This window comes from Cupriavidus numazuensis, assembly GCF_905397435.1.
In the GTDB taxonomy this organism is placed as follows: Bacteria; Pseudomonadota; Gammaproteobacteria; order Burkholderiales; family Burkholderiaceae; genus Cupriavidus; species Cupriavidus numazuensis.
In genome coordinates, this window is record NZ_CAJPVI010000023.1 from 1 (window position 1) to 21,828 (window position 21,828).

27 protein-coding genes are annotated in these 21,828 nt (G+C 65.4%); 13 read left to right on the plus strand and 14 right to left on the minus strand.

What is annotated here, in order from left to right; all coding sequences use genetic code 11:
• The first annotated feature begins 342 nt into the window (after nucleotides 1–342).
• The gene (locus tag KHO41_RS18755; protein ID WP_211954787.1) at nucleotides 343–594 is read left to right on the plus strand and encodes a hypothetical protein; all 252 of its coding nucleotides are present in this window, start codon (nucleotides 343–345) and stop codon (nucleotides 592–594) included.
• Between the two features lie 146 nt (nucleotides 595–740).
• Here KHO41_RS18755 and KHO41_RS18760 read toward each other — a convergent pair whose 3' ends face one another.
• Nucleotides 741–1,208 carry a hypothetical protein gene (locus KHO41_RS18760; protein WP_211954788.1) on the minus strand — a complete coding sequence of 156 codons (468 nt, stop codon included), beginning with the start codon at nucleotides 1,206–1,208 and terminating at the stop codon, nucleotides 741–743.
• A gap of 195 nt (nucleotides 1,209–1,403) precedes the next feature.
• Between KHO41_RS18760 and KHO41_RS18765 the strand changes: the two genes are divergently transcribed.
• Nucleotides 1,404–1,607, plus strand: coding sequence for a DUF3079 domain-containing protein (locus tag KHO41_RS18765; RefSeq protein WP_211954789.1), 204 nt, complete (start codon nucleotides 1,404–1,406; stop codon nucleotides 1,605–1,607).
• Between the two features lie 37 nt (nucleotides 1,608–1,644).
• On the opposite strand, the gene KHO41_RS18770 is transcribed toward KHO41_RS18765, so the two are convergent.
• From KHO41_RS18770 to KHO41_RS18785, 4 genes are read right to left on the minus strand one after another with little or no spacing between them, the layout of a single operon-like run.
• Nucleotides 1,645–2,457 carry a hypothetical protein gene (locus KHO41_RS18770; protein ID WP_211954790.1) on the minus strand — a complete coding sequence of 271 codons (813 nt, stop codon included), beginning with the start codon at nucleotides 2,455–2,457 and terminating at the stop codon, nucleotides 1,645–1,647.
• Between the two features lie 5 nt (nucleotides 2,458–2,462).
• Nucleotides 2,463–3,089 (minus strand): penicillin-binding protein activator LpoB, encoded by a 627-nt coding sequence (locus tag KHO41_RS18775; RefSeq protein WP_211954791.1) that lies wholly within the window; start codon nucleotides 3,087–3,089, stop codon nucleotides 2,463–2,465.
• Between the two features lie 20 nt (nucleotides 3,090–3,109).
• Entirely contained in the window at nucleotides 3,110–4,489 is a 1,380-nt protein-coding gene (locus tag KHO41_RS18780; protein WP_211954792.1) for a hypothetical protein, read from the minus strand.
• A gap of 7 nt (nucleotides 4,490–4,496) precedes the next feature.
• Nucleotides 4,497–5,288, minus strand: a complete 792-nt coding sequence (locus KHO41_RS18785; protein WP_211954793.1) for a hypothetical protein — start codon at nucleotides 5,286–5,288, stop codon at nucleotides 4,497–4,499.
• Between the two features lie 298 nt (nucleotides 5,289–5,586).
• On the opposite strand from KHO41_RS18785, the gene gabD reads away from it, so the two are divergent.
• Nucleotides 5,587–7,035: an NADP-dependent succinate-semialdehyde dehydrogenase gene (gabD, locus tag KHO41_RS18790; RefSeq protein WP_211954794.1), complete on the plus strand. Its 1,449-nt coding sequence runs from the start codon at nucleotides 5,587–5,589 to the stop codon at nucleotides 7,033–7,035.
• Nucleotides 7,036–7,056: 21 nt separating this feature from the next.
• Here gabD and KHO41_RS18795 read toward each other — a convergent pair whose 3' ends face one another.
• The 5 genes from KHO41_RS18795 to KHO41_RS18815 all read right to left on the minus strand — a co-directional run bounded on the left by KHO41_RS18795 (nucleotide 7,057) and on the right by KHO41_RS18815 (nucleotide 10,286).
• Nucleotides 7,057–7,836, minus strand: a complete 780-nt coding sequence (locus KHO41_RS18795) for a hypothetical protein (protein WP_244873894.1) — start codon at nucleotides 7,834–7,836, stop codon at nucleotides 7,057–7,059.
• Between the two features lie 181 nt (nucleotides 7,837–8,017).
• Nucleotides 8,018–8,644 (minus strand): flagellar transcriptional regulator FlhC, encoded by a 627-nt coding sequence (gene flhC, locus KHO41_RS18800; RefSeq protein ID WP_211954796.1) that lies wholly within the window; start codon nucleotides 8,642–8,644, stop codon nucleotides 8,018–8,020.
• Entirely contained in the window at nucleotides 8,641–8,958 is a 318-nt protein-coding gene (flhD, locus tag KHO41_RS18805; protein ID WP_211954797.1) for a flagellar transcriptional regulator FlhD, read from the minus strand. The genes flhC and flhD overlap by 4 nt, the downstream gene beginning before the upstream one ends.
• Nucleotides 8,945–9,802, minus strand: coding sequence for a helix-turn-helix domain-containing protein (locus KHO41_RS18810; protein WP_244873895.1), 858 nt, complete (start codon nucleotides 9,800–9,802; stop codon nucleotides 8,945–8,947). The genes flhD and KHO41_RS18810 overlap by 14 nt, the downstream gene beginning before the upstream one ends.
• A gap of 304 nt (nucleotides 9,803–10,106) precedes the next feature.
• A complete protein-coding gene (locus KHO41_RS18815; protein ID WP_211954798.1) occupies nucleotides 10,107–10,286 on the minus strand; it encodes a hypothetical protein in 180 nt (59 codons plus the stop codon).
• A gap of 34 nt (nucleotides 10,287–10,320) precedes the next feature.
• Between KHO41_RS18815 and KHO41_RS18820 the strand changes: the two genes are divergently transcribed.
• Entirely contained in the window at nucleotides 10,321–11,493 is a 1,173-nt protein-coding gene (locus KHO41_RS18820) for an EAL and HDOD domain-containing protein (protein WP_211954799.1), read from the plus strand.
• 105 nt (nucleotides 11,494–11,598) lie between these two features.
• On the plus strand, nucleotides 11,599–12,573 hold the full coding sequence (locus tag KHO41_RS18825) for a tripartite tricarboxylate transporter substrate binding protein (RefSeq protein WP_211954800.1): 975 nt from the start codon (nucleotides 11,599–11,601) through the stop codon (nucleotides 12,571–12,573).
• A 21-nt stretch (nucleotides 12,574–12,594) separates the two neighbouring features.
• Here the strand turns inward: KHO41_RS18825 and KHO41_RS18830 are convergent, their stop codons facing one another.
• Both KHO41_RS18830 and KHO41_RS18835 read right to left on the minus strand, forming a co-directional pair.
• On the minus strand, nucleotides 12,595–13,437 hold the full coding sequence (locus KHO41_RS18830; protein WP_211954801.1) for an IclR family transcriptional regulator: 843 nt from the start codon (nucleotides 13,435–13,437) through the stop codon (nucleotides 12,595–12,597).
• Nucleotides 13,434–14,228, minus strand: a complete 795-nt coding sequence (locus tag KHO41_RS18835) for an IclR family transcriptional regulator (RefSeq protein WP_211954802.1) — start codon at nucleotides 14,226–14,228, stop codon at nucleotides 13,434–13,436. Before KHO41_RS18835 ends, KHO41_RS18830 begins: the two co-directional genes overlap by 4 nt.
• A gap of 286 nt (nucleotides 14,229–14,514) precedes the next feature.
• Between KHO41_RS18835 and KHO41_RS18840 the strand changes: the two genes are divergently transcribed.
• The 4 genes from KHO41_RS18840 to KHO41_RS18855 all read left to right on the plus strand — a co-directional run bounded on the left by KHO41_RS18840 (nucleotide 14,515) and on the right by KHO41_RS18855 (nucleotide 18,966).
• Nucleotides 14,515–15,474, plus strand: a complete 960-nt coding sequence (locus KHO41_RS18840) for an MBL fold metallo-hydrolase (RefSeq protein WP_211954803.1) — start codon at nucleotides 14,515–14,517, stop codon at nucleotides 15,472–15,474.
• A gap of 53 nt (nucleotides 15,475–15,527) precedes the next feature.
• A complete protein-coding gene (locus KHO41_RS18845) occupies nucleotides 15,528–17,255 on the plus strand; it encodes an FAD-dependent oxidoreductase (RefSeq protein WP_211954804.1) in 1,728 nt (575 codons plus the stop codon).
• 37 nt (nucleotides 17,256–17,292) lie between these two features.
• Complete coding sequence (locus KHO41_RS18850; protein WP_211954805.1) at nucleotides 17,293–17,538, plus strand: DUF2783 domain-containing protein; 246 nt, start codon at nucleotides 17,293–17,295, stop codon at nucleotides 17,536–17,538.
• 105 nt (nucleotides 17,539–17,643) lie between these two features.
• Nucleotides 17,644–18,966, plus strand: a complete 1,323-nt coding sequence (locus KHO41_RS18855; protein ID WP_211954806.1) for an MFS transporter — start codon at nucleotides 17,644–17,646, stop codon at nucleotides 18,964–18,966.
• 57 nt (nucleotides 18,967–19,023) lie between these two features.
• On the opposite strand, the gene KHO41_RS18860 is transcribed toward KHO41_RS18855, so the two are convergent.
• Nucleotides 19,024–19,332 (minus strand): hypothetical protein, encoded by a 309-nt coding sequence (locus tag KHO41_RS18860; RefSeq protein WP_211954807.1) that lies wholly within the window; start codon nucleotides 19,330–19,332, stop codon nucleotides 19,024–19,026.
• Nucleotides 19,333–19,513: 181 nt separating this feature from the next.
• On the opposite strand from KHO41_RS18860, the gene KHO41_RS18865 reads away from it, so the two are divergent.
• Nucleotides 19,514–19,738, plus strand: a complete 225-nt coding sequence (locus KHO41_RS18865) for a DUF2188 domain-containing protein (protein WP_211954808.1) — start codon at nucleotides 19,514–19,516, stop codon at nucleotides 19,736–19,738.
• A gap of 83 nt (nucleotides 19,739–19,821) precedes the next feature.
• On the opposite strand, the gene KHO41_RS18870 is transcribed toward KHO41_RS18865, so the two are convergent.
• The gene (locus KHO41_RS18870) at nucleotides 19,822–20,352 is read right to left on the minus strand and encodes a BON domain-containing protein (protein ID WP_211954809.1); all 531 of its coding nucleotides are present in this window, start codon (nucleotides 20,350–20,352) and stop codon (nucleotides 19,822–19,824) included.
• Nucleotides 20,353–20,622: 270 nt separating this feature from the next.
• Here KHO41_RS18870 and KHO41_RS18875 point away from each other — a divergent pair, with 270 nt between their 5' ends.
• The 3 genes from KHO41_RS18875 to KHO41_RS18885 all read left to right on the plus strand — a co-directional run bounded on the left by KHO41_RS18875 (nucleotide 20,623) and on the right by KHO41_RS18885 (nucleotide 21,796).
• The gene (locus KHO41_RS18875; RefSeq protein WP_211954810.1) at nucleotides 20,623–21,213 is read left to right on the plus strand and encodes a DUF421 domain-containing protein; all 591 of its coding nucleotides are present in this window, start codon (nucleotides 20,623–20,625) and stop codon (nucleotides 21,211–21,213) included.
• A complete protein-coding gene (locus KHO41_RS18880; RefSeq protein WP_211954811.1) occupies nucleotides 21,210–21,359 on the plus strand; it encodes a hypothetical protein in 150 nt (49 codons plus the stop codon). The genes KHO41_RS18875 and KHO41_RS18880 overlap by 4 nt, the downstream gene beginning before the upstream one ends.
• A gap of 89 nt (nucleotides 21,360–21,448) precedes the next feature.
• The gene (locus KHO41_RS18885) at nucleotides 21,449–21,796 is read left to right on the plus strand and encodes a hypothetical protein (protein WP_211954812.1); all 348 of its coding nucleotides are present in this window, start codon (nucleotides 21,449–21,451) and stop codon (nucleotides 21,794–21,796) included.
• Nucleotides 21,797–21,828: the final 32 nt, after the last annotated feature.

A 21,828-nucleotide genomic window follows, 5' to 3' on the forward strand; every position in this document is an offset into this window, starting at 1 on the left:
CCAGATCTACAACTGAATTGCCGGTGCCTTCTGCTTAGTGGGCCGGGGCGCGTTCATTCCATCTTTTTGTCGCTCGGACAAAAAGTGACTCGCCGGCTACGCCGGCGAAACAGCCGCGCCAGCCAAGCACGCCACCCCCGCAATTGGTCGAAGAACCTTCTTGCTTGGTGGCCCACTGTCGTCCGGCGTTCTCGGCCCAGTGACTCGAAATTCAAATTAATTGAACAACTCATCCTAAGCGCATCCCGGAACGACCTCAATCTCCGCTCTATAGTTGCTTACAAGAACGCTACGCCTGAAACGGAAGATGTTCTGAAAAATTCAACCATACCGGAGACCATCATGTCGAGCACCACCACCGTCCGCATCGTCGCTTCCGCCCTGCTGCTGTCGCTTGCCGCGGCAGTCGGTGTCGCCCGTGCCGCTACGCCACCGAGCACCCACGCTGGCGACCGCTATGGCTATGAATACCGCGTGCGCAATGCCGACCCGTACAGCGACGGCGCCCGCTTCGTGGCCGACACGCACGCCGGTGACCGCTATGGTTACAAGTTCCGAAGCTTCGACCCGTACAACGATGGCGCGCACGCCTGAAGGGCGCTGCGTCAATCAAGACGAAACTGGAGCAGCCATGACGCTTCGCGACAATGCACTGATCCTGGCCGGCTGGGTCACACTTTGCCTGGCCAGTGGCCTGCTGATGAAGCTGGCGGCTCAGGCATTCTCGGCCTGAGCCGGGATCAAGCCGAACGCTTCTGCTGCACAGCGCGCCGCAGCGCGGGAATCACTGAGCCTTCCAGTGCTGCCACGCCGTCGCCCTGCGCCCACACTTCCGTATCGACGATGCCGGCAAAGAACGGCGTACCGCGGTTTTGAAGCACGGCGGCGCCATCGCGTTGTTCGGTGGCAATCCACTTGAGGTGATCGGGCAACTGCGACGCCGATACTGTGGCCTTGCCGCTACCCATGCTGAGCTTCAGGTAGTCGACCTCACCGAATTCGGGAAACGACGTCGCCATGCGATGCATGCGCCCGAAGTACTCGGCTTCGTAACCCCGGCACGGGACGCAAGTGGCCTGGCCGAGATAGAGCAGCGTTATGCGGGAGTCGCGAGCAGCGTGATAGCGCTCCCCAGATGCCGGCTGTGCTTTCACGCGACCGGCGAAACCGAGGGCCGTTGCCAGCAGCAAGAAGGTTCTTCGATCCATGTTCAGGGCTCCCGACAACCGGTACTTCATGCAGTATGTGCTACCGGGCCGCAAGCGACATCATCAAATCCGAGTACGTGCGCAATCGTTGCGATTTGATTTGCGGCAAGTGATGGAGAGAGCGGCAGCGCCATACTGACAAGCGTCAACCTTCAACACCTCGTCACATCGGCGCAAAGTACCGCCCGCGTCACCATGGCAAAGAAATTCCCCCTGCATCCCAGCCACCCTGAGCGCATCTGCTGGGGCTGCGACAAGTATTGCCCGAAGGAATCTATGGGCTGCGGCAACGGATCCAGCCGCACGCAACATCCTGCTGAACTGCTCGGCGACGACTGGATGGAGTTCGGCGACTGGGGCCTCGAGCCCGATCGCGAAACGAGCTCATCCACGCACTGATCTGGCGATCGGCGTGCCACACGACAGCGCTGCCACTTCAGCGTGCCAGCGCTTCCGCGAGGCGAGCCAATATTTGCCCCGCCAATACACTGCCTGGCGCCGCCACAGCCTGCACGGCGCGATAGCCGCCCTGCGGGTCGGCGACATAGCGTACGGGCGTGCTGGCGCTGCGAGCCACGGCGGCAATGTCCACTGTCAGCGATGACAGGATTGCGCCATCGGTCAGACGCAGCGCGGATACCTGGAACACGGCGTCTGCGGCTGTCGGCGTACCACGAATGCGCTGCACCGTGAGCAGGCATTGCGCGTGCTCGCGAAGCGCCTGCATTTCCAGTTGCTGCGCGGTCAGTGCGCCGGCCTGCGCAACATCGCGCATCGACGGTGTCGCCACATTGCGCAGAATGACTTCACTGTCGACCAGCCGCATGCCCGCGTCGGCGAGCGCCTTGAGGAAGTCGCCGCGTACCAATGCGTCTGCGCGGTCAGCCGGCATGGCGCGCGAAGCCGGCGGTTGCAGGGATTCGGTCGTGACACGTGTCGCGCCAGCGTTGCCCTGGCGATGCGTGGAGTCGGCAGTTTCGATCGTTGTGCGCGTCGCACGTCCGCTGCTCAGTGTGTCGCCCAGCTCCTGATCCCACAGGACGACAAAGCGAGGGGATCCGGCGCGTGCATAGACATTGCGAAAGGCCGCCGCGCCACTATCGCGTTGTGCGCTCGGCGGCGTCGCTGGCTGCAGCACTGTCGTGCCGTCATTGCGGAATGCGCTTTCCGGAACCATCGTTTGCGCGCCCAGCGGAGCGGCGCTCGCGATCAGGCATCCACTCAGGACGCCGAACAAGACACCGTGCATGGCACTCACCGGTAGACGATGTCGTCGGTCGCCGCGCGGCTGAACTCGTACAGCCCGCTCCATACGAGTTCGCCGGATTCGAGGTCCGTGAGTTCAAAAGCGATCTGCGTGTAGCGCTGCATCATGCCGGTTTGCGCGCTGCGGCTGTCCAGGGAACCGATACGCCCCGATAGGCGGTAATCGGCCCCGAGGGTGGCCTTGGTCATGCCTGTGGTGCCGGTATCCGTGACGCCGGCGCGCTTGAGCGCACGTTCTTGTTCCACCATTGCGCTCTGCGCACGGTTGACGAATTGCATACGCGAGCGTGCAGCGCGATTCAGGTTGACGAGCAGCCGCTGCGTGATCAGGTTGCGGTTGATGGGCTGCGAACTCTCATTGACGAAGTACGCGCTGTCGATGATGACGCGTGGACGTTTCGCGCTATTGGCAAACGCCGGATCGGCGAGAATATCGCGCATCATCTGGTCAGTTACCGCCACGATATCCTGGCCCTCGATGCCCACGCCCGATACCGGCCCCTTGCGCGTGAGATCCACATCGATGGCCGGTACACCGGCACCTTGCATCGCACATCCGGCGACGAGAAGGGGCAGCGCAGCGGCGGCAAAAGCATGGCGAAGGCGTGGGCTCATGGTCTGTTTTTGTCTTGATATCAGAACGACGAGCGGATCTGCTCGCGGAACACGGTGTTGGCTTGGGCCCGGCCAGATTCGACCGGCTCGGCAGGCCATGGCGATGGATTGGCGACTCCGCCCTCCTCGGCTGCCAGTGCGGACAATTCGCGGCTCCACGCAAACGAGCACTTGCCCTGCTTGCCGCTGAGCATCGGCGCCCGCGCGGTGGCATTGCCCACCGTGGCAAAGCGGATATTGCCGTCCGGTACTGACTGCGCAAGTCCCTGCACGTAGATCTTCTTCGGCAGCGATGCCCAATAGCGCGTGTCGGCCTCGGCATTGGTGGCACGCGACAGCGAATCCGCGAACAGCCCGACCATGGATCCGGCGAGGCCGAGCGAGCCGAGGCTGCGTGCCACCGACGCGTTGTCCTTGCCCACATTGGACAAGGCAGCATAGACCGCGCCCTGCGAGAGCGCGCCGGCCACATCGGCGACTGCCGCGGTGTTCTGCTTGAACAGCGCCTTGCCGTCGAGAATGCCCTGGATGGGCCTGCCGCCGCGCGTCATGGCCACCCAGTCGATGTTGGCCGCCACGTCCGCGGCGACGGGTGCCGGCGAGGTGCCCTGATAGCTCACGCGCGGCTGCCCGCTGACATCGGGTTCCGGCAGAAAGCCCAGCACGCTCTTGGTCTCGCCCAGCGTGACCTTCTCGGGCCCGAGTCCGATCTCGTAGATGGTCAGGTGCGCTGGGAACTGCGTGCCGATGGTGCGGAAGAACGGATCCGGCGCGCCCTTCATGGCGCCTGCGGCCAGTTCCGTGGCCCTGCGGCTGTCGCCGTCGCAGTGAGATGCCCAGGCCGCCAGCCAGCGCATCAGCGCAAAACTGTTGGCGTCGTACTTCTCGTACTGCCCGAAGGCATTCTGTATATCCGCCTGCAGGAAGGCCGCACGGGCATTCTGGTAGTCTCCCGCGCGCAGGTACAGCAGCCCGCGGTAGTAGAAGCTCATCGCGCGTTCATAGGGCTCGCCCTTCCAGTCCTTCACGCTTTCGGAGGACCACAGCGACCGTGCCTTCTCTGCATTGGGGTCGTCGGCATAGATGCGCAGGATGCGTTCGTTCGCCATGTCCAGCGCGCGTTCGGCCAGGTCATAGCGCTTCACCTCGATGGCGGCCAGCGACAGCAGGTCGAGGTTCAGCACCGCATTCCACTCGCCTTCCATGTAAAGCGTATGCAGGAAGCGCCGGAGCGCTTCGGGCTTGTCCTGCACGAACTTGTCGGCTTCAGGCACCAGCCGCTTTTCGTCGTTGTCGAACCAGGCCGAGCCCGCGTTCGTCGACCAGGCCAGCGCTACACCCGCCACCAGCGGCAGCAGTCGTGCCAGCCTGCCCTTGCGGGAAGGATTGCATGGACGCATAACGGGCTCAGCGCTGACGGTATTGCAGCGGCGTGGCGGTCTCGCGCAGCTCGGCCAGTTCTTCGGCGGTCGGCGGAATGTACTTGACCTTCATCTCGAAGCCGACGGCCTGGCCCGGCTCCAGTACCAGGCGCTGCATCGTGTACTTGTGCAACTGGTCGAGCATGGCGTGGGTCATCGGCACCTTCTCGTCCGACTTGGCATAGTCGTCCATGGCGAACGTCACGTACTGCACGATGGGCACCACGGACAGGAAGGCCTTCACGCCCTTCTGGCTGACCAGTTTGGTCGCGTCGCTGGCGGACACGAACTGCAGCTCGGGCGGCATCAGGTCGTAGATGGTCAGGTCGCCTCGGAATGGCTTCTCGCCCCGGTTGATGGCGATCATGCGGATGGTTCGGTCGAACTTGTTCGGATCCGGGTCGTCCTGCTTGATGTAGATATTTGTACGGATCATGCCCTTCGACATCTCTGCCTTCAGCAGTTCAAGGTTGGGCATGTCCTTGCGGTTGACCGACAAGGTCTTCTCGCGCTTCTCCAGTTCGGCCGTGGTGGTGAAGGAGTCCTCGAACAGCGTGTAAGTCAGCGGCGTCGATGCGAACACTGCCTTCATATTGCCCGGCGACACCGCAACCGTGTCGCCGTAGCCGACCGCCTTGAGGTCTGGCTTGCCCGTAATGTCGGTGCGTACGGCCGGCGAAGCGTCGCCGCCGGTGCGGGTCTCGCGCAGCGCCATCGGCGTGCCGCAGCCCGCGAGCGTGCTGGCAACGAGCGTTGCCAGAAGCATGCGTTGGATCATGTAACCCTCTACCCGTTTTTTGTTGTGGTCTGATATCGGCGCACTAGCGCACTAGCGCACTAGACTGGCGTGTTCCGTGCTTGAACCATGCACGGGAACATTTTTCGGCGGGATTCTAGCGACCGCACCGGCTCGCCGCATCATCAGAATTGATAACGTCCTGCGGCGATCAACCAGGCATCGCCCGTGCATGCGCCGGGCATGTCACATCCGGCTCCCGTCGGGTTATTCGGTGGCGATTACAATGCTTTGATCGCGCCATCCCCTTTCCGGCAGTTTTTTCAATGGACGAACGACCATGCTGAAGCTCGAAGACTCCTCCCTGCTGCGCCAGCAGTGCTATATCGACGGACGCTGGATCGACGGCGAACGCCGCATCGACGTGACCAACCCGGCCACGGGCGAAGTTGTGGCCCAGGTGCCGCAGTTCGGCGCCGAGGAAACCCGCCACGCGATCGAGGCCGCCAACCGCGCGCTGCCGGCGTGGCGCGCACGGCTGGCCAAGGAACGCTCGGCGCTGCTGCGCAAGTGGTTCGATCTGATCCTGGCCAACCAGGACGACCTGGCCCGCATCATGACCGCCGAGCAGGGCAAGCCGTTTGCCGAGGCCAAGGGCGAGATTGCTTACGCGGCCTCATTCATCGAGTGGTTTGCCGAGGAAGGCAAGCGCGTCTACGGCGAAACGATCCCTGCGCCGGTCAGCAACCAGCGCATCGTCGTCACCAAGGAACCGGTAGGCGTTTGCGCAGCCATTACGCCGTGGAACTTCCCGGCGGCGATGATTACCCGCAAGGCCGGTCCGGCGCTGGCGGCGGGATGCACCATGGTGGTCAAGCCCGCCTCGCAAACGCCGCTGACGGCATTGGCATTGGCGGTTCTCGCGGAGCGCGCAGGTATCCCTGCCGGTGTGTTGTCGGTGGTGACGGGTTCGGCGGGTGCTATCGGTGGCGAACTCAGCAGCAATCCGCTGGTGCGCAAGCTGACGTTCACGGGCTCCACCGAAGTCGGCCGCGTGCTGATGGCCCAGACCGCATCGACGATCAAGAAGGTGTCGATGGAACTCGGCGGCAACGCGCCGTTCATCGTGTTCGACGATGCCGACCTTGACGCCGCGGTGGAAGGCGCGATCATCTCCAAGTACCGCAACGCGGGCCAGACCTGTGTCTGCGCGAACCGGATCTATGTGCAGGACAAGGTCTACGACGCGTTTGCGGAAAAGCTCGTGGCCGCCGTATCGCAGCTCAAAGTCGGCAACGGCATGGATGACGGCGTGCGCATTGGCCCGCTGATCGACGAGAAGGCCGTGGCCAAGGTCGAAGAGCATATTGCCGATGCGCTGGGCAAGGGAGCGCGCGTGCTCGAAGGCGGGCATAGGCACGGGCTTGGGCACACCTTCTTCCAGCCGACGGTGCTGGCCGATGTCGCGCCCGGCATGCTGGTCGCACGCGAGGAGACCTTCGGGCCTCTCGCGCCGCTGTTCCGTTTCAAGACCGAGGACGATGTCGTGGCCATGGCCAATGACACCGAATTCGGCCTGGCGAGCTACTTCTATGCGCGCGATCTCGGCCGTGTCTGGCGCGTGTCGGAACGGCTCGAGTACGGCATGGTGGGCGTGAACACCGGGCTGATCTCGAACGAGGTCGCGCCGTTCGGCGGCGTAAAGCAATCGGGCGTCGGCCGCGAAGGCTCGCACTACGGCATCGAGGACTACCTGGTGATCAAGTACACCTGCATGGCGGGCATCTGAGCGCAGCCCGCCTGCCGGTGTTCAGCGTTTGCCGTTTGCGTAGGCCGCGCGGCTGGTGAGGTCAGACCAGTCGCCGGCGTCGGTCCGGCAGGCCTTGCGGAATTGCTCGAGCTGGTCGTGGAAGCGGCGCATCAGCTCGAACTGGTAGCTCGCATTCGCAAAGCTGAAATGGGTACTGAACTCATAGAGCGCTCCCTCCGCCGCATGGGACAGCCGCTCCAGCCGCTGCGCGAGCGCCCGCCCTTCTACACTGCGGTGCCGCCGCAGCCGCCAGCTCAGCGCCTCCTGGCCGTCTTCGAGCAGGCTCTGGTCGAGATAGCCCAGGCGGCCGACTGCCGCGCGCGCCGCGTACATGGCGGACAGGTAAGCACAGACCGCCGACAAGCGCTGGTTCATCTCGCCGCCACGGTGCAGCATGTCCCGCGCGTACGCCCGGAAGCGGTCGGCAATGCCAGGGTCGGCCTCTGCCGTGGCCGGTTGCACATACTCGGCCAGCGGGCGGATGCCCAGCGACAGCCCCGGCGGCAACACGCTGGTGATGCGCTCGGCCAAGCCGTCCTGCAACGTGCCGTCCAGCTCGCAGCAGGTGCGGCAGTCCGCATCGATGTAGAAATCAAGGCTCGCCCAGCGTCCCGGCCCAATGGTCACCACTGCGCGCGCGGGCGGCTGCCCTGCGCCTTCGAGCACCTGCAGGCCGACACGCACGCAGCGCCCGCGTTCTTCGTCGCCGCCGAGCGCGTTGATGATGTCGCGCGGCTTCATGGCGCCAGTGAACTCGGTGCGCGCCAGGGGCCGCATCATCGGTCCGAGCCTGTCCCATGCACCGGCTCGCGTGGGCGAGAGCAGTGCGTCGGCGCAAGGGGTCGGGATTGGGGTTCCATTGACTGTCATAGAGCCTCCGGGGTCAGTTGTGCGGCCCGGGCTGCCGGGCGTGTATCGAGTGACTGCCTGGCACGCGGGAATCGCGATGGCACGACGGCCCTCATAGCGCAGGCACCATCCCGAACCCCGGCATGGCGACTGGCGCCCGGTTGGGGAGGATGGCCGCAGGCGTGTTGGCGGCGGCGTCCGGCGTCTCCCGGCGAACGCTGCGGCGCACCCGCGACGGTGGCTGGCATAGCGTGCAGATGAAGGAAGCCAGCGGCTCATGGGCATGCGTCACGAACCGTCCGCCACAGCAAGGGCATGTGGACAGCTGCAGCAGCCCGCCTTCACAGAAACGCACCAGGGTCCAGAAGCGCGTGAAGCTGATCAGGCATTCCTCGTTGTTGGTCTTCATGTGCTCGGCATAGACGCGGTAACTGTTCAGCACGGCGCGGATGCCCGGTAACCCGGCGCGTTGCTGCATGTATTCGTGCACGCTGAGCAGGTAGGACGCGTGCGCATTGGGCCGCCACGTCACGAACCAGTCGGCGGAGAACGGCAGCATGCCCTTGGGTGGGGACCCGCCCGTCAGTTCCCGGTACAGCCGGTACACGCGGCTGCGCGACAGCGCCACCTCGGCTTCCACGACCTGTGGGCGCGCGCCGAGGCCGATCAGCTCGATGGCAAGCTGGGTATCGCTGGCATCCTGCAGCGCGCTGCGTGCGGTCTGCGCGGTGGTTTTCATCGTCCTTCCTCCAGGGCTTGCGCGGCCAACACGATGGCCGTATGCATATTGCACAGCTCGTGCTGGGGCCGAATGCCCGCGAGCGCTTCGAGCAACGCACCGTTGTCGAGCCGGAACCGGCACAGCACCATGCTCGAGCGCGACAGCGCCAGCATCTGCGCCGGCGTGAGCGCCCGCAGCGCATGGCCGACTTCCTTGCCGATGCCGAGCCGGAACAGCGCCTCGGCCTCGTTCTGGCGCATCAGGCGCTGCACCAGCAGCAGATAGGCCAGATTCACGTCCTTGATCTCACGTACCAGGTCATTGCTGTCCATTGCCAGCCTCCCATGCAAACGGGTTTATCTTCGGGTTGTCTGCCTGCATTGCGACGGTTGCGGACTCGGGCTGGATCCGCGTCGCCCATGCCGGTGCCGACGCGCGCGCTGCCTGTGCCGGCCCGCGTGGCTCGCCACCTCGCCGGCGGTTGGTACCGGGCGGTATCGGGGAAATGGCGGGACGGTCGGCAATGGCGCGCAGCCCTGCCTTGTCGACCAGTGCCACGCTGCGGTGCTTCACACGGATCAGCCCGTATTCCGCCAGCCGCGAGAATTGCCGGCTGACCGTTTCCAGCGTCAGGCCGATATAGCTGCCGATTTCCTCGCGGCTCATGCGCAGGATGAACTCGCTGGACGAAAAGCCGCGCGCCGACAATCCCTCCGAGATCCATAGCAGGAAGGTGACCAGGCGTTCTTCCGCGGTCATCAGCGCCAGCAAGGTCTGCAGCGCCCGCGTGCGCTGCGCGTAGCCGTCCAGCGCCCGGAACACGCGGCTTGCGAGCGCCGGTGTGCTGGCCGCCAGCGGCCGCAGCACGTCCATCGGGATCATGCAGACCTTGGTGTCCTCAAGCGCCGTGGCATACGACGCGTATTGGCGCCGGCCGATGCTGTCCAGGCCCACCACCTCCCCCGGAAAATGAAAGCCGACCACCTGGGTGCGCCCGTCTTCGGTGGCGACGTGGGTCTTGACGGTACCCACGCGGATGGCGAACAGCGCCGCGAGCGGATCGCCCAGCAGGTAGAGCGGTTCGCCCTTGCGCAGGCGGATCACGCGATGGGCCAGCCCGTCGGCCGGTCCCGCGCCGTCGGCTTCGCACTCGCCCGCCAGGCAGAAACGCGCCATGGAGCATTCGGAGCAGCATGGGAACGAATCGGGCGATGGCGGGCGGGTTGTCAGCAACATGATGGGGAGCTCGGCAGAGAGTTTCACATGGGAAGGTTTATTCATTGGTTTCTCCAGATAATCAAATTAATCGCGGAAACCAAATCACAAAAACCTTGAATACGATTTTATTGACGTACGTCCACGGAACAAGCTGTAGTTTCCGAATCGACACTCGGAGTTTTCCGATGGCGGTGCAGCTATGCCTGCAAACCGTTGTCGGAAAAGGCCGGCCGGCTCGTTCGGTCAGGTTTATTGGCGCGGATCAAGGAAGTCCACAGGCGCCATTTCTATCATCGCGGCGCTTTCTTAATGGTTCCTGTTGCGCAAGATTGGATTCTTGATTTTGCGGCGCTGGCAGGAAATCGCCATCAGACGATTTCTGCGCATTTACTGCCTTAATCCGCATCAGGAACTTGCCGGACTTTTCCTGGAATTTTCCCATGCAGCACCCGATACATTCCCCGTCAGCCATACCCATGCCCGGCCTTCGCGATGTCGAAATGCTGCACTTCGGCCGCCAGCCCATTGTCGATGCCGCCGGCGCGCCGCAGGCCTACGAACTGCTGTACCGGGAAGCCGGGGGAAACTGGGCAAACCTCATCGACGACAGCGCCGCCACGGCCCATGTCATCGCGCGCACGCTTGGCGGCACGGGGCTGGACTGGGCGCTGCGCAAGCACGCAGGCTTCATCAATCTTGGCCGCCAGCTGCTGCTCGACGACCTGCTGCTGCTCGTACCGCCGGGGCACTTTGTGCTCGAAGTGCTGGAAAGCGTGCCGATGGATGCATGCGTGCTGCGCCGGCTGGCATGGCTGAGGATGGCCGGCTACCGCCTGGCACTCGATGATGTGGCCGCGCTGACCTCCGACGTCCGCAAGGCGTTGCCCGCGGTCGACTTCGTCAAGGTGGATTTCCGGCTGGCCAGCCGCGCCGAATTGCCACGCCTGGCCGATGCGGTACTGCGCGCGGACCGCCTGCTGATTGCAGAGAAGATCGAAGGCCCGGACGAGTTCGCGCTGGCCCAGCGGCTCGGCTTCCACCTGTTCCAGGGCTATCACTTTGCACGCCCGGAGCCGCTGACGGCTCCGCTGCCGCATCTCGACCGCGGCGCGCTCGCGCGGCTGCAGGCGCTGCTGCAGCATGGCGCGCCCACCGACGCGCTGCTGGCCGAACTTCATGCCAACCCGGGAATCATCGCCCAGCTGCTCCGGCTGTCCGTGGCGACTGGCGTGCAACCCTGCGGCGGCATTGCCAGCGTGCGCGCGCTGCTGCAGGCACTTGGGCCCGACAGCGTACAGCGCTGGGTGCGCTTGCTGCAGATGTCCGACGGTTTCCGCCTGCCGGGTGAGCCCAGCCTGCGCAGCCAGGCCGCGCAACGGCGCGCGTGCTTCATGGCGCAGGCCGCGCGCCACGTCCGGCCGCACGATGCTGCGCTGGCCGACGCGGCTTTCCTGACCGGCGTGCTATCGCTGGCGCCATTGCAGCCTGACGGCACGCGGCGCGATATCCAGGACACGTTTCCGGTCACCCAGGCCATCCGCGATGCGGTGCTTCATGGCCACGGCGAGCTTGGCGCGCTGCTGCAAGCGGCCGAAGTCTACGAACGCGGCGGCAATCCATTGACAATGCTCGGCATGCCCGCCGCCTGATGGCATCGCGCCGCAAAGACGGCCTTTGCCAAATCGAAACCCACGCGTTCACGCGCTGCGACACACTGCCGCTTTGCATCGCAAAACACGACAGAGGAGACAGCGATGACGGGTTGGATCAGGCGTGCGGCCGCAGGGCTGCTGATTTCGCTGGCCGCGGCCGGCAGTGCCCTTGCGGCGTATCCCGACAAGCCGGTGCGGCTTGTCGTGCCCTTCCCTCCGGGCGGCGCGACCGACCTGCTCGCGCGCGAGGTCGGCAATGCATTGTCGGTGCGACTCGGACAACCCGTGGTGATCGATAACCGCCCGGGCGCGGGCGGGAATATCGCTGCGATCGCCGTGGCCCGTGCCCCGGCCGATGGCTACACCCTGCTATTCGGCACATTCGGCTCGCTGGCGGTCAACAAGAGCCTCTATGACAAGCCTGGCTACGATCCGCTCAAGGATTTCGCGCCGGTAGCCTCCGTCGCCTACTTGCCCAATGTGCTGGTCGTGCATCCGTCCGTGCCTGCGCGCACCGTACCGGAACTGCTCGCACTCGCGCGCAAGGAGCCCGGCAAGCTGACCTACGGCTCGTTCGGTAACGGTTCGTCGTCGCATCTGGCCGGTGAACTGTTCACGCATATGGCGGGCGTCAACATCACGCATATCCCGTACAAGGGCAGCGCCGCATCCATGACCGACCTGATCGGCGGCCGGCTGACGATGATGTTCGACAGCGTCTCGACCGCGCTGCCGTACATCCGCGACGGCCGCGTGCGCGCGCTGGCGGTCACCACGCAGAAGCCTTCCGACCAACTGCCCGGTGTGCCCACGCTGGCGGCTGCCGGCGTTCCCGGCTATGAACTGACCGCGTGGTTCGGTGTCGTGGCGCCAACCGGCACCCCGAAGGCTGTGGTCGACCGGCTCAACAGCGAGATCGTCGCGTCGCTGAAGCAGCCCGAAATGGCCAGCAAGCTCGCCAGCCAGGGCACGGTGCCGTTCCCGTCCACGCCTGCGCAGTTCGGCAGCTATATCCGCGCGCAGTACGAGAAGTGGGATGGGCTGATCAAGTCAGCGAATATCCGCGTGGAACAGTAAGCGCCCCAACGAAAGAGAAGTTCAGCCCGGCGCCTGCATGGCGCCGAAGCGCCACGACAGCCGGTGCGCCGCCTGGCGCACCAGATCAGCGGTAGCCCCTTGCGTGCCGCTGTCGAAACTGCCCGTGGACCCCATCACCGCCACCACCAGTGCGAGGCTGCCCGTGTGATCAAACACGGGCGCCGCCAGCGTGTCGATGCCGGGCACGGGCCGGCTCAGCGCATTGTCGACCTGTCCGGCCCGAACGCGCGCTAGCCGGTCGGCGTAGTCGGGCACAAGGCCCCCGCTATCCAGCAGCACGTCGGCGCGCGGCACCCCGGCCATGCGCAGGTCGTCACGCTCCAGCAAGCCAGCCAGCACGTTCTCCGGCAAATAGGCCGCCATGGTGCGGCCGATCGCGGTATTGACCAGCGACAGCACCGTGCCAACGCGCAGGCTCACATGCTGTGGCCGTGCCGACTCCTCGAGCCGTACCACCGTCGGCCCCAGCGGCCCGAGCACCGCCATGGCCACACTCAGGCCCGTGGCCTCCGCCAGTTCGATGATCTCGGGCTCCGCCTCGCGCGTGGGTGACAGGCGCTGCAACGCGATCAGGCCGAGCTCCAGGCTGAGCGGCCCGCACAGGAAGTTGCCGGCGGCATCGCGCGCCAGCAGCCCCGTCTTCTGCAGGCTGACCAGATGCGGAAACGCCTTGGCCGGCGCCATGCCGGCGGCCTGCGCAAGGTCGCGCAACGGCAGCGGCCGGCCTGCCGCCACCAGCGCCGCCAGCAACTGGCCGGTACTGTCGAGCGACTGGATGCCGCGCTGGGGCTTGCCGCCGTCGGCGGCCTTGTCATCATCGTTCGGGGCGGCTTGCGTCGTCATGCTTGTCCAAGGTCTGCGCTGATGGCCCTGGCAGTGGCCTGCAGCGCCTTTGCCACCGGTCCCTGCCAGTCCACGTCGATGGTGCCCGTCGATCCCACCACGGTCAGCACCAGCCGCAACGTCCCATCCGTATCGAGCACCGGCACGCTGAGGCTGCTCACGGCCGGGCTTGGCGTGTCGATGCTGCGCTCCATGCCACGTGCGCGGATCGCCTGCAGCGTGTCGTCGAACCCTGCCGCAGCTGCCGCTGTGACGTGCGGCTGCTGCTGCCGCCAAATCGCGTCCCAGCGTGTACGCGGCTCGAATGCGCAATACACGCGACCGGTCGCCGTCGCGGCCAGCGCCATCACGGTGCCCACGTGCAGGTTGACATGGAGCGGCGCCGCGGCCGGCACATAGCGCACGATGGCGGGCCCGTGCGGGCCGGCGATGCTGATGGCCACGCTGAAGCCGGTCGCCTCCGCCAGTTCGTCCACGCGCGGCACAGCGGCGCGGTAGGCAGGGTCGGAATCAAGATGCAGCATGCCAAGCTGCAACGACAGCGGACCCGGCTCGTAGCGGCCGGAAAGGTGGTCACGCTTGATCAGCCCGAGCCGCGTCAGGCTGACCAGGTAGGCATGGGCCTGCGCGGGCGCCAGTTGCGCGGCGTCCGCGAGTTCGGCCAGCGTCATCGGTGCGCGCCCGGCTGCCAGCGCGCAAAGGAAACGGCCGGCTACCTCCACGCTCTGGATGCCGCGCTGCACCTTCTCCTCGCCCTCCGCCTGCGCCGTCTTGCGCCCCGCTGCCGCCATTGTCCTCTCCGGAAAGCCCAGATATTAATCGAACGTCACCGCCACTGGCTCCCGGCATCGGTGTTTACCCGCGCATTTCCCGTCTGCCCCATAAATTAACCATAGGCTAAGCGATTAGCTATTGATTAATTTCACTCGGTTTCCTAAGATGACAGTACCCCGTCGCACAGCGCGCCGACCGGCGCTGCGACAGAACCAAGATCCATGAAAACGGGGCGAGACAGCCGCAGTACCGCATACGGCTTATGCGGCTGCCTCGCCTGCCCCCACCAAAAGGACCGACAGCATGAGCAAGGCATTCGCATCCCAGGCTGACCTGGAAGCCAAGCAGATCACCTTCACCCAGTTGTCCGAGAACGCCTATGCCTACACGGCAGAGGGCGACCCCAACTCCGGCGTGATCATCGGCGACGACGGCGTGATGATCATCGACACCACCGCCACCCCGGCCATGGCGCAGGACCTGATCGCCAGGATCCGCGCGATCACCGACAAGCCGATCAAGTACGTGGTGCTGTCGCACTACCACGCGGTGCGCGTACTTGGCGCATCGGCGTACTTCGCCGAAGGCGCGCAGCAGGTCATTGCCAGCCGCGGCACCTACGAAATGATCGTCGAGCGTGGCGAGGCCGACATGAAGTCGGAAATCGAACGCTTCCCGCGCCTGTTCGCCGGCGTGGAGACCGTGCCGGGCCTGACCTGGCCGACGCTGGTGTTCGAGAAGGAAATCACGCTGTACCTCGGCAAGCTGGAAGTCCGCATCGCCCACCTGGGCTCCGGCCACACCAAGGGCGACACCGTGGTGTGGCTGCCGTCGCAGAAGGTGCTGTTCTCGGGCGACCTGGTCGAATACGACGCGGCTTGCTACTGCGGCGACGCCCAGCTCGCCGAGTGGCCCGCCACGCTCGATGCGCTGGCCGCGCTGCAGCCCGAAAAACTCGTGCCCGGCCGCGGCCCGGCGCTGACCACGCCCGAAGAGGTCAGCAAGGGCATCGCCTACACCAAGGACTTCGTCACCACGCTGTTCCAGGCCGGCAAGGAAGCCGTGGCCGACAAGCTCGACCTGAAGGCCGCCATGGCACATACGCGCCTGGCGATGGACCCGAAGTTCGGCCAGGTCTTCATCTACGAGCATTGCCTGCCGTTCGACGTCTCGCGCGCCTTTGACGAGGCCAGCGGCATCGGCCACCCGCGCATCTGGACGGCCCAGCGCGACAAGGACATGTGGGCCGCGCTGCAGGACTGACGCGCAGACGGCACCGTACAAAAGACTGAACGAGAGTGGACGGAGACATAGGCATGACCATCGATTACCAGCGCCTGTCATTTGAGTACCAGCCCTGCGCGGACCAGCGCGACGGGCAAGCGGGCGGCACGGTCCATCCTGTCGTCGTGGTCGGTGCCGGGCCCATCGGCCTGGCCACGGCCATCGACCTGGCGCAACGCGGCGTGCGCGTGGTGCTGGTCGACGACGACTGCACGCTGTCAACGGGATCGCGCGCGATCTGCTTCGCCAAGCGGACGCTGGATATCTTCGATCGCCTCGGCTGCGGCCAGCGCATGGTGGATACGGGCGTGAGCTGGAACGTCGGCCGGGTCTTCCTGCGCGACCAGCAGGTCTACAGCTTCGACCTGTTGCCCGAGGCGGGCCATCACCGCCCTGCTTTCATCAACCTGCAGCAGTATTACGTGGAAGGCTACCTGCTCGAACGCGCGCAGGAACTGCCCAATATCGAGATCCGCTGGCGCAGCAAGGTCGTCGGGCTCGAACAGCGCCAGCCCGGCACGCCCGAAGAGACGGTTGCCCTGACCATCGAAACGCCGGACGGCTGCTACACACTGGCTGCCCGCTACGTCGTGGCGGCCGATGGCTCGCGCAGCCCGGTACGCAAGCTGCTGGGCCTGGACAGCAAGGGCCGGACCTTCAAGGACCGCTTCCTGATTGCCGATGTGAAGATGGAAGCGGACTTCCCCACCGAACGCTGGTTCTGGTTCGACCCGCCGTTCCACCCGCATCAGTCGGTGCTGCTGCACCGCCAGCCCGACAACGTCTGGCGCATCGACTTCCAGCTTGGCTGGGACGCCGATCCTGTACTTGAAAAAGCGCCGGAACGCGTGATTCCGCGTGTGCAGGCCCTGCTCGGCCCGGACGCGAAATTCACGCTCGAGTGGGTCAGCGTCTACACGTTCTCGTGCCTGCGTATGGACAGCTTCCGGCATGGCAACGTGCTGTTTGCCGGCGATTCCGCGCACGGTGTCTCGCCGTTCGGTGCGCGCGGCGCCAACAGCGGCGTGCAGGATGCCGAGAACCTCGCGTGGAAGCTCGCTTACGTGCTCGAAGGCCGCGCCGCGGATAGCCTGCTCGATACCTACGCGAGCGAACGCGAGTACGCGGCCGACGAGAACATCCTGAACTCCACCCGCGCGACCGACTTCATCACGCCCAAGAGCGCGGTCAGCCGCGTGTTCCGCGATGCGGTGCTGGGCCTGGCGCGGCGCCATGCGTTTGCGCGCAAGCTCGTCAACAGCGGCCGCCTGTCAGTGCCCGCGGTGCTGCATGGTTCGCCGCTCAATACGCCAGATGTCGATGGCTTCGGCGGCACGATGGTGCCGGGCACTGCCTGCGTGGATGCGCCCGTTTCCGACGCGCATGGTGCGGGCTGGCTGCTCCAGCATCTCGGCGGCGAATTCACGGGGCTGGTGTTCGGCTCGACCGACAGCCTCGACGGCGATAGCCGCCTTGCGCTCGAACAGATCGAACAGTCTGGCCTGCCGCTGCGCATCGTGTACCTCGGCACATCGACGCAAGCCGTGTCCGGTACCACGATTCTGCGTGACGACGAAGGTCTTGCGGCTCAGCGTTACAACGCCGCGCCGGGCACCTTCTACCTGATCCGGCCGGACCAGCATGTCTGCGCACGCTGGCGCCGCATCGATGCGCAGCGTATCCGCGACGCACTGGCGCGCGCAAGCGGTGCGCAATTGCCCGCGAGCAAGGCCCATGAATCGGCCGCGATGGCGGCATAAGCCAACCCGCCGCCCTACAGATTTCGGAGACATCGCCATGCCGGCCCACGCCCAAGACACCCAGGCGCACACGCTCAATACCGAGCCCAACCTCGCACGTCCTGACGACTTCTATGAAGCGCTGATCGACATGCACCGCGATCTCGACGACGCGCAGAGCCAGGCGGCCAACGCGCAGCTCATCCTGTTGCTGGCCAACCATATCGGCGACCACGACGTATTGCTCGCCGCGATGCACGCCGCACGCGAAGGCATCGCGGGCGATATCACCACCGCGAGCTGACCCTGCGGGCACGCCGCGCGCGTGCCCCATCCCTTCCCGCACCGACCCGTTGCGAAGGCGTAGAAAACGCCGGCGCGGGCGGCGCTCACACCGGAGACAAAGCAAATGAGCAATCTGGCCTCAGGGGCGATTGCGGCCCCCGCTTACGCCGCGCACGAAGAAGACGCGCTGTACCGCAAGATCTGGCTGCGCCTGATCCCGTTCCTGTTCGTGTGTTACGTAGTGTCATTCCTGGACCGCATCAACATCGGCTTTGCGCAGTTGCAGATGAAGCAGGACCTTGGCTTCAGCGATGCCATGTACGGCCTCGGTGCGGCGGTCTTCTACATTGGCTACGTATTGTGCGAGGTGCCCAGCAACATGCTGCTCGCGCGTTTCGGCGCACGCCGGACCTTCACGCGCATCATGGTGCTGTGGGGCGCGGCATCGGTCGCCATGATGGCGGTGTCATCGCCGACGCAGTTCTATACGCTGCGCTTCCTACTTGGCGTATTCGAGGCCGGCTTCTTTCCCGGCATCGTGCTCTACCTGACGTACTGGTTTCCCGCAAAGCGCCGCGCCGCTGTGATGGCGATCTTCTTCGCGGGCGTGGCGATCGCCGGTGTATTGGGCGGACTGGTGTCAGGCTGGATCATGCGCGACATGGCCGGCGTCCTCGGCATGCAGGGCTGGAAATGGATGTTCGCGATCGAAGGCGCACCGGCCATCGTGCTCGGCTTGATCGCGGCGTTCTTCCTGGTCGACGAGCCGCACCAGGCAAGCTGGCTCAGCGACGGCGAAAAGGCGTTCCTGGAGCGTGCCCGCGCGCAGGATCACGGCATCAAGGCGCATTCGCTGCAAGCGTTGCTCCAGGTGCTGCGCAACCCGCGCGTCTACCTGTTCGCGTTCATCTATTTTTCGCTGACCTGTGGCTCGCTGGCGCTGAGCTTCTGGATGCCGCTGATGATCCGGGACTTCGGCATTACCGATGTCGTTTCCATCAGCCTCTATTCGGTCGTGCCCAATGCGGTCGGCGCGGTTGGCCTGATCCTGATCGCGCGGCACTCGGACCGCAGCGGTGAACGCCACCGGCATTTCCTGCTGTGCACGGTTGGCGGCGCACTGGCGCTGGCTGCGCTCACGCTGCATCTGCAAAGCCTGGCGGCGATGCTGGCGATCCTGTCCATGGCCGCGGTGCTGATCTTTGCCGCGCTGCCGGTGTTCTGGTCGCTGCCGCCATCGCATCTGCCCGCAAGCGGCGCCGCAGCCGGCATCGCCTTTATCAGCAGCGTCGGCATTACGAGCGGCATTGTCAGCCCATGGGTGATCGGCCAGATCAAGGTGCAGACCGGAAGCCTCGACAATGCGCTGTACCTGCTGGCCGCCCTGCTGGTGGCGAGCGGACTGTCGATGTGGCTTGGCGTGCCGCGCCAGGCCGAGCACGCCTGACGGCCGGCCCGCTGCATTGAACTGCGCCCGACGGGAAGCCGTCGGGCGCTTGCCATCTCAGTGCGGATGGCTGCACGGAATCACTGCGGCGATCTCCTCGCGCATGACTTCCACCACATCGTCGATCTCGAGCCCTTCCGCGGTGACGAGCACTTCGTGGCCACGGCTGATCGCATAGACCACACCGCGCCAGCGCCCGGCGTCCACCACTTCGCTCAGGCGGATATCGAACTCGGTGTCCTGGTCCTGGCTGTAGACCGTCACGAGATCTCCAAGCTGGGGCATCCAGCCGACATCGCCATCAAAAGCGCGGGCCACCACAGTCACTGGAGACTGCGTCAGTCCCCGCGCAAATCTTGCACGCATGGCTTGCTCCTTTGCAGGCGATCCTCGTCCAGCTTATAAGAGCAAGCACAAATGACCAGAAATTTCCGCCCGATGTCGGCTTTGCTGCTCCCGCCTTGTCAGATGGTGACCGATAGACATCCCTGCCACAGGCGCCACAATAGATTTACCGACTCAAGCATCGGCGCTTCAGGAGACAGAGATGGGCAGCAACCTACACGTTGTCCCGTACGGAAACGGCTGGGATGTGATTCACGAAGGCGCGCGCTACGCCGAATCCCACCATGCCACGCAGGAAGCCGCGATCAGCGCCGCCACTGCGCTGGCACGGCGGAAGAAGGTGGACCTGCTGGTCCACGCACCCGATGGCAGTGTGCGGACGTTAGGCTGCAACGTGGGTCCGGATCTGAGCGCGATCGCGGGTTGAAGATTGCCGGTTGAACAGCTGCGTTGCCCGGTGAGGGAAGCCACGGCGACCCGCACCGCGCGCGAGGCAGGACGCCGCGCCGGCTACCGGCTTACGCGCAGTCGATTGAACAGGTCGCGCACGCCGAAGACGTCGTCGACGATATCCTCCACACGGTACTTCTGCAGGCGGTCCGGCACGCTGCCTTCCAGCGTGACCACGCCGCTGTCCACGCGGACCTCCACATCCTTCACATCGAGACGGCCGCTGCGCGTCAGCCGGTCGCAGATGTCCTCCAGGATCCGTTCGTCGCTGCGCTGGTAGCCACGCGGTCCCTGGGGCCGGTACCGCTCGCCAGCGTATTGTCCGCTGCGCGATGCGCGCTCGTTGACCCCCGTGAATTGATCGTAGGCGTCCGCCTGCGAAGGCGCGTCGTGCCGGAACTGGCCATGGCCCGCCGGGCTTTGCGCCCATTCGCCACGACTGCGCGGCGCCGCCAGTTCGGCCGGGTCTACCGGCTGGTCGTAGTCGAAAATGCCATACGCGCCCACGTAATGGCTGCGCATGTCGGCATCCGCAAGCGGCGGTTCGCGCCATGGCATCTCCGGTGCTGGTGGTCTGTGGCTTCGATCCATTGTCTGTCTCCGTCGATTTGCGCTTCCGGCCGTCAGGCGCGCCGGGATCACAGCGCCGCCACGCAAGATGGAAGCCACGTCGCCGCCGGCACGGAGGTGCGCGCGGCGGCCACCGGTGGCGGGCAGGAATTACAAGATGCGCTGGGTCCGGATGTACTTTCTGCTGCCCGCAAGGGTCTTCAGCCCCGCGAAACGACAGCAAGGTGACTTGGCGAGCTGGCACGAAACCTGCCGCCGCGTCAGTCATCGCGAACTCACACACAGAGCGCCATGGATTCATTGAACGGCTTCATGCACGCCGTGCTCGGCGAAGGCGACCAGCTCGCGTGGTGGCAGGGGGCTGTGCGTGCCGTCATTGTCTTTATCGCGACCTGGCTGCTCCTGCGCGTAGCTTGCCGCAGATCGTTTGCGCAGAAGACCGCGTTCGACCTGTGCGTTGTGTTGCTGCTTGGCGCGGTGCTGTCACGCGCCGTCGTCGGCGCCACGTCGTTCCCGACCGCGTTTGCCGCCGCGCTTGTGCTGGTGCTGATGCACCGTGGGGTGGCCTGGCTGTCGTCGCGCTATCCCACGTTCGACCGCTTCACGGGCGGACAGGCGATCGACCTGCTCAAGGACGGCAACGTCGACCATGCCCGCGTCGCACAGGCCATGGTCAGCGAGGAGGACCTGAAGGCCAATCTGCGGTCGTCACTGCAGGCCGAAACGCTGGAGGGTATCAGCCGTGTCGTGCTCGAGCGCAATGGCGTCCTGACGTTCGTGCGGGAAAAGAACAAGCGAGGCCCTGAAACTGGCCACCCCGCGAAGGCCCATGCGCCGGGGAAGATCAACGGCGCGTCGGTCACCCGCTTGCCCGGACGATGAGCAGCCTGCCATTCGCTGCCATCGCCCACCTGAATCCGCGCCGCACCGCGCGCCCGGCCCGAATCGCGGGCCGCGGCGGCATGCAGCGAACCACCGTGCGCGAGGCCGCCGCCATTTGGGCGCTGGGGCGGCTGTGCCACTACTGAGAACTGGCCCGACGTGGCAACACCAGCCGTGGCAGCCAGAACACCAGCGCCGTCCGCTCGTCCCATGACGACAACTGGAGAAGACCGCTATGAAACGCACCCTCGCCACCAGCGCGCTGGTCATTGGTACCGCGCTTTGCCTGCCGGCGTTCGGCCAGCAGGCCCCCGCATCGCCCAATGTGCCGAACCCGAGCCAGCCCCCGACCTCCATGGAAGGCGCACCTGGCGGGCGCAATGCACCTGCTGCGACGGATATGAACTCGGGCACCGGCACCAGCACAGCGACCGACCAGAAGATGCACAAGTCGCCAAGCAAGCAATCCGGCACCACCGCTCGCCACAAGAAGCCACGTGAACAAGGGACACCGCCCGCCCCGACCGCGGAAGCACCGAGCGGCCCGAAGGGGGATTCTCCGAATCCGTTGCCGAAGCCGTAAGCTGGCCGGCGCCATCGGCAACAGGCGCCTGT

Bases quoted from the DNA above. Each gene is read 5' to 3' on its own strand.
- KHO41_RS18755 (WP_211954787.1), top strand. From the start codon at position 343: ATGTCGAGCACCACCACCGTCCGCATCGTCGCTTCCGCCCTGCTGCTG.
- KHO41_RS18760 (WP_211954788.1), bottom strand. From the start codon at position 1,208: ATGGATCGAAGAACCTTCTTGCTGCTGGCAACGGCCCTCGGTTTCGCC.
- KHO41_RS18765 (WP_211954789.1), top strand. From the start codon at position 1,404: ATGGCAAAGAAATTCCCCCTGCATCCCAGCCACCCTGAGCGCATCTGC.
- KHO41_RS18770 (WP_211954790.1), bottom strand. From the start codon at position 2,457: ATGCACGGTGTCTTGTTCGGCGTCCTGAGTGGATGCCTGATCGCGAGC.
- KHO41_RS18775 (WP_211954791.1), bottom strand. From the start codon at position 3,089: ATGAGCCCACGCCTTCGCCATGCTTTTGCCGCCGCTGCGCTGCCCCTT.
- KHO41_RS18780 (WP_211954792.1), bottom strand. From the start codon at position 4,489: ATGCGTCCATGCAATCCTTCCCGCAAGGGCAGGCTGGCACGACTGCTG.
- KHO41_RS18785 (WP_211954793.1), bottom strand. From the start codon at position 5,288: ATGATCCAACGCATGCTTCTGGCAACGCTCGTTGCCAGCACGCTCGCG.
- gabD (WP_211954794.1), top strand. From the start codon at position 5,587: ATGCTGAAGCTCGAAGACTCCTCCCTGCTGCGCCAGCAGTGCTATATC.
- KHO41_RS18795 (WP_244873894.1), bottom strand. From the start codon at position 7,836: ATGATGCGGCCCCTGGCGCGCACCGAGTTCACTGGCGCCATGAAGCCG.
- flhC (WP_211954796.1), bottom strand. From the start codon at position 8,644: ATGAAAACCACCGCGCAGACCGCACGCAGCGCGCTGCAGGATGCCAGC.
- flhD (WP_211954797.1), bottom strand. From the start codon at position 8,958: ATGGACAGCAATGACCTGGTACGTGAGATCAAGGACGTGAATCTGGCC.
- KHO41_RS18810 (WP_244873895.1), bottom strand. From the start codon at position 9,802: ATGGCGCGTTTCTGCCTGGCGGGCGAGTGCGAAGCCGACGGCGCGGGA.
- KHO41_RS18815 (WP_211954798.1), bottom strand. From the start codon at position 10,286: ATGGGAAAATTCCAGGAAAAGTCCGGCAAGTTCCTGATGCGGATTAAG.
- KHO41_RS18820 (WP_211954799.1), top strand. From the start codon at position 10,321: ATGCCCGGCCTTCGCGATGTCGAAATGCTGCACTTCGGCCGCCAGCCC.
- KHO41_RS18825 (WP_211954800.1), top strand. From the start codon at position 11,599: ATGACGGGTTGGATCAGGCGTGCGGCCGCAGGGCTGCTGATTTCGCTG.
- KHO41_RS18830 (WP_211954801.1), bottom strand. From the start codon at position 13,437: ATGACGACGCAAGCCGCCCCGAACGATGATGACAAGGCCGCCGACGGC.
- KHO41_RS18835 (WP_211954802.1), bottom strand. From the start codon at position 14,228: ATGGCGGCAGCGGGGCGCAAGACGGCGCAGGCGGAGGGCGAGGAGAAG.
- KHO41_RS18840 (WP_211954803.1), top strand. From the start codon at position 14,515: ATGAGCAAGGCATTCGCATCCCAGGCTGACCTGGAAGCCAAGCAGATC.
- KHO41_RS18845 (WP_211954804.1), top strand. From the start codon at position 15,528: ATGACCATCGATTACCAGCGCCTGTCATTTGAGTACCAGCCCTGCGCG.
- KHO41_RS18850 (WP_211954805.1), top strand. From the start codon at position 17,293: ATGCCGGCCCACGCCCAAGACACCCAGGCGCACACGCTCAATACCGAG.
- KHO41_RS18855 (WP_211954806.1), top strand. From the start codon at position 17,644: ATGAGCAATCTGGCCTCAGGGGCGATTGCGGCCCCCGCTTACGCCGCG.
- KHO41_RS18860 (WP_211954807.1), bottom strand. From the start codon at position 19,332: ATGCGTGCAAGATTTGCGCGGGGACTGACGCAGTCTCCAGTGACTGTG.
- KHO41_RS18865 (WP_211954808.1), top strand. From the start codon at position 19,514: ATGGGCAGCAACCTACACGTTGTCCCGTACGGAAACGGCTGGGATGTG.
- KHO41_RS18870 (WP_211954809.1), bottom strand. From the start codon at position 20,352: ATGGATCGAAGCCACAGACCACCAGCACCGGAGATGCCATGGCGCGAA.
- KHO41_RS18875 (WP_211954810.1), top strand. From the start codon at position 20,623: ATGGATTCATTGAACGGCTTCATGCACGCCGTGCTCGGCGAAGGCGAC.
- KHO41_RS18880 (WP_211954811.1), top strand. From the start codon at position 21,210: ATGAGCAGCCTGCCATTCGCTGCCATCGCCCACCTGAATCCGCGCCGC.
- KHO41_RS18885 (WP_211954812.1), top strand. From the start codon at position 21,449: ATGAAACGCACCCTCGCCACCAGCGCGCTGGTCATTGGTACCGCGCTT.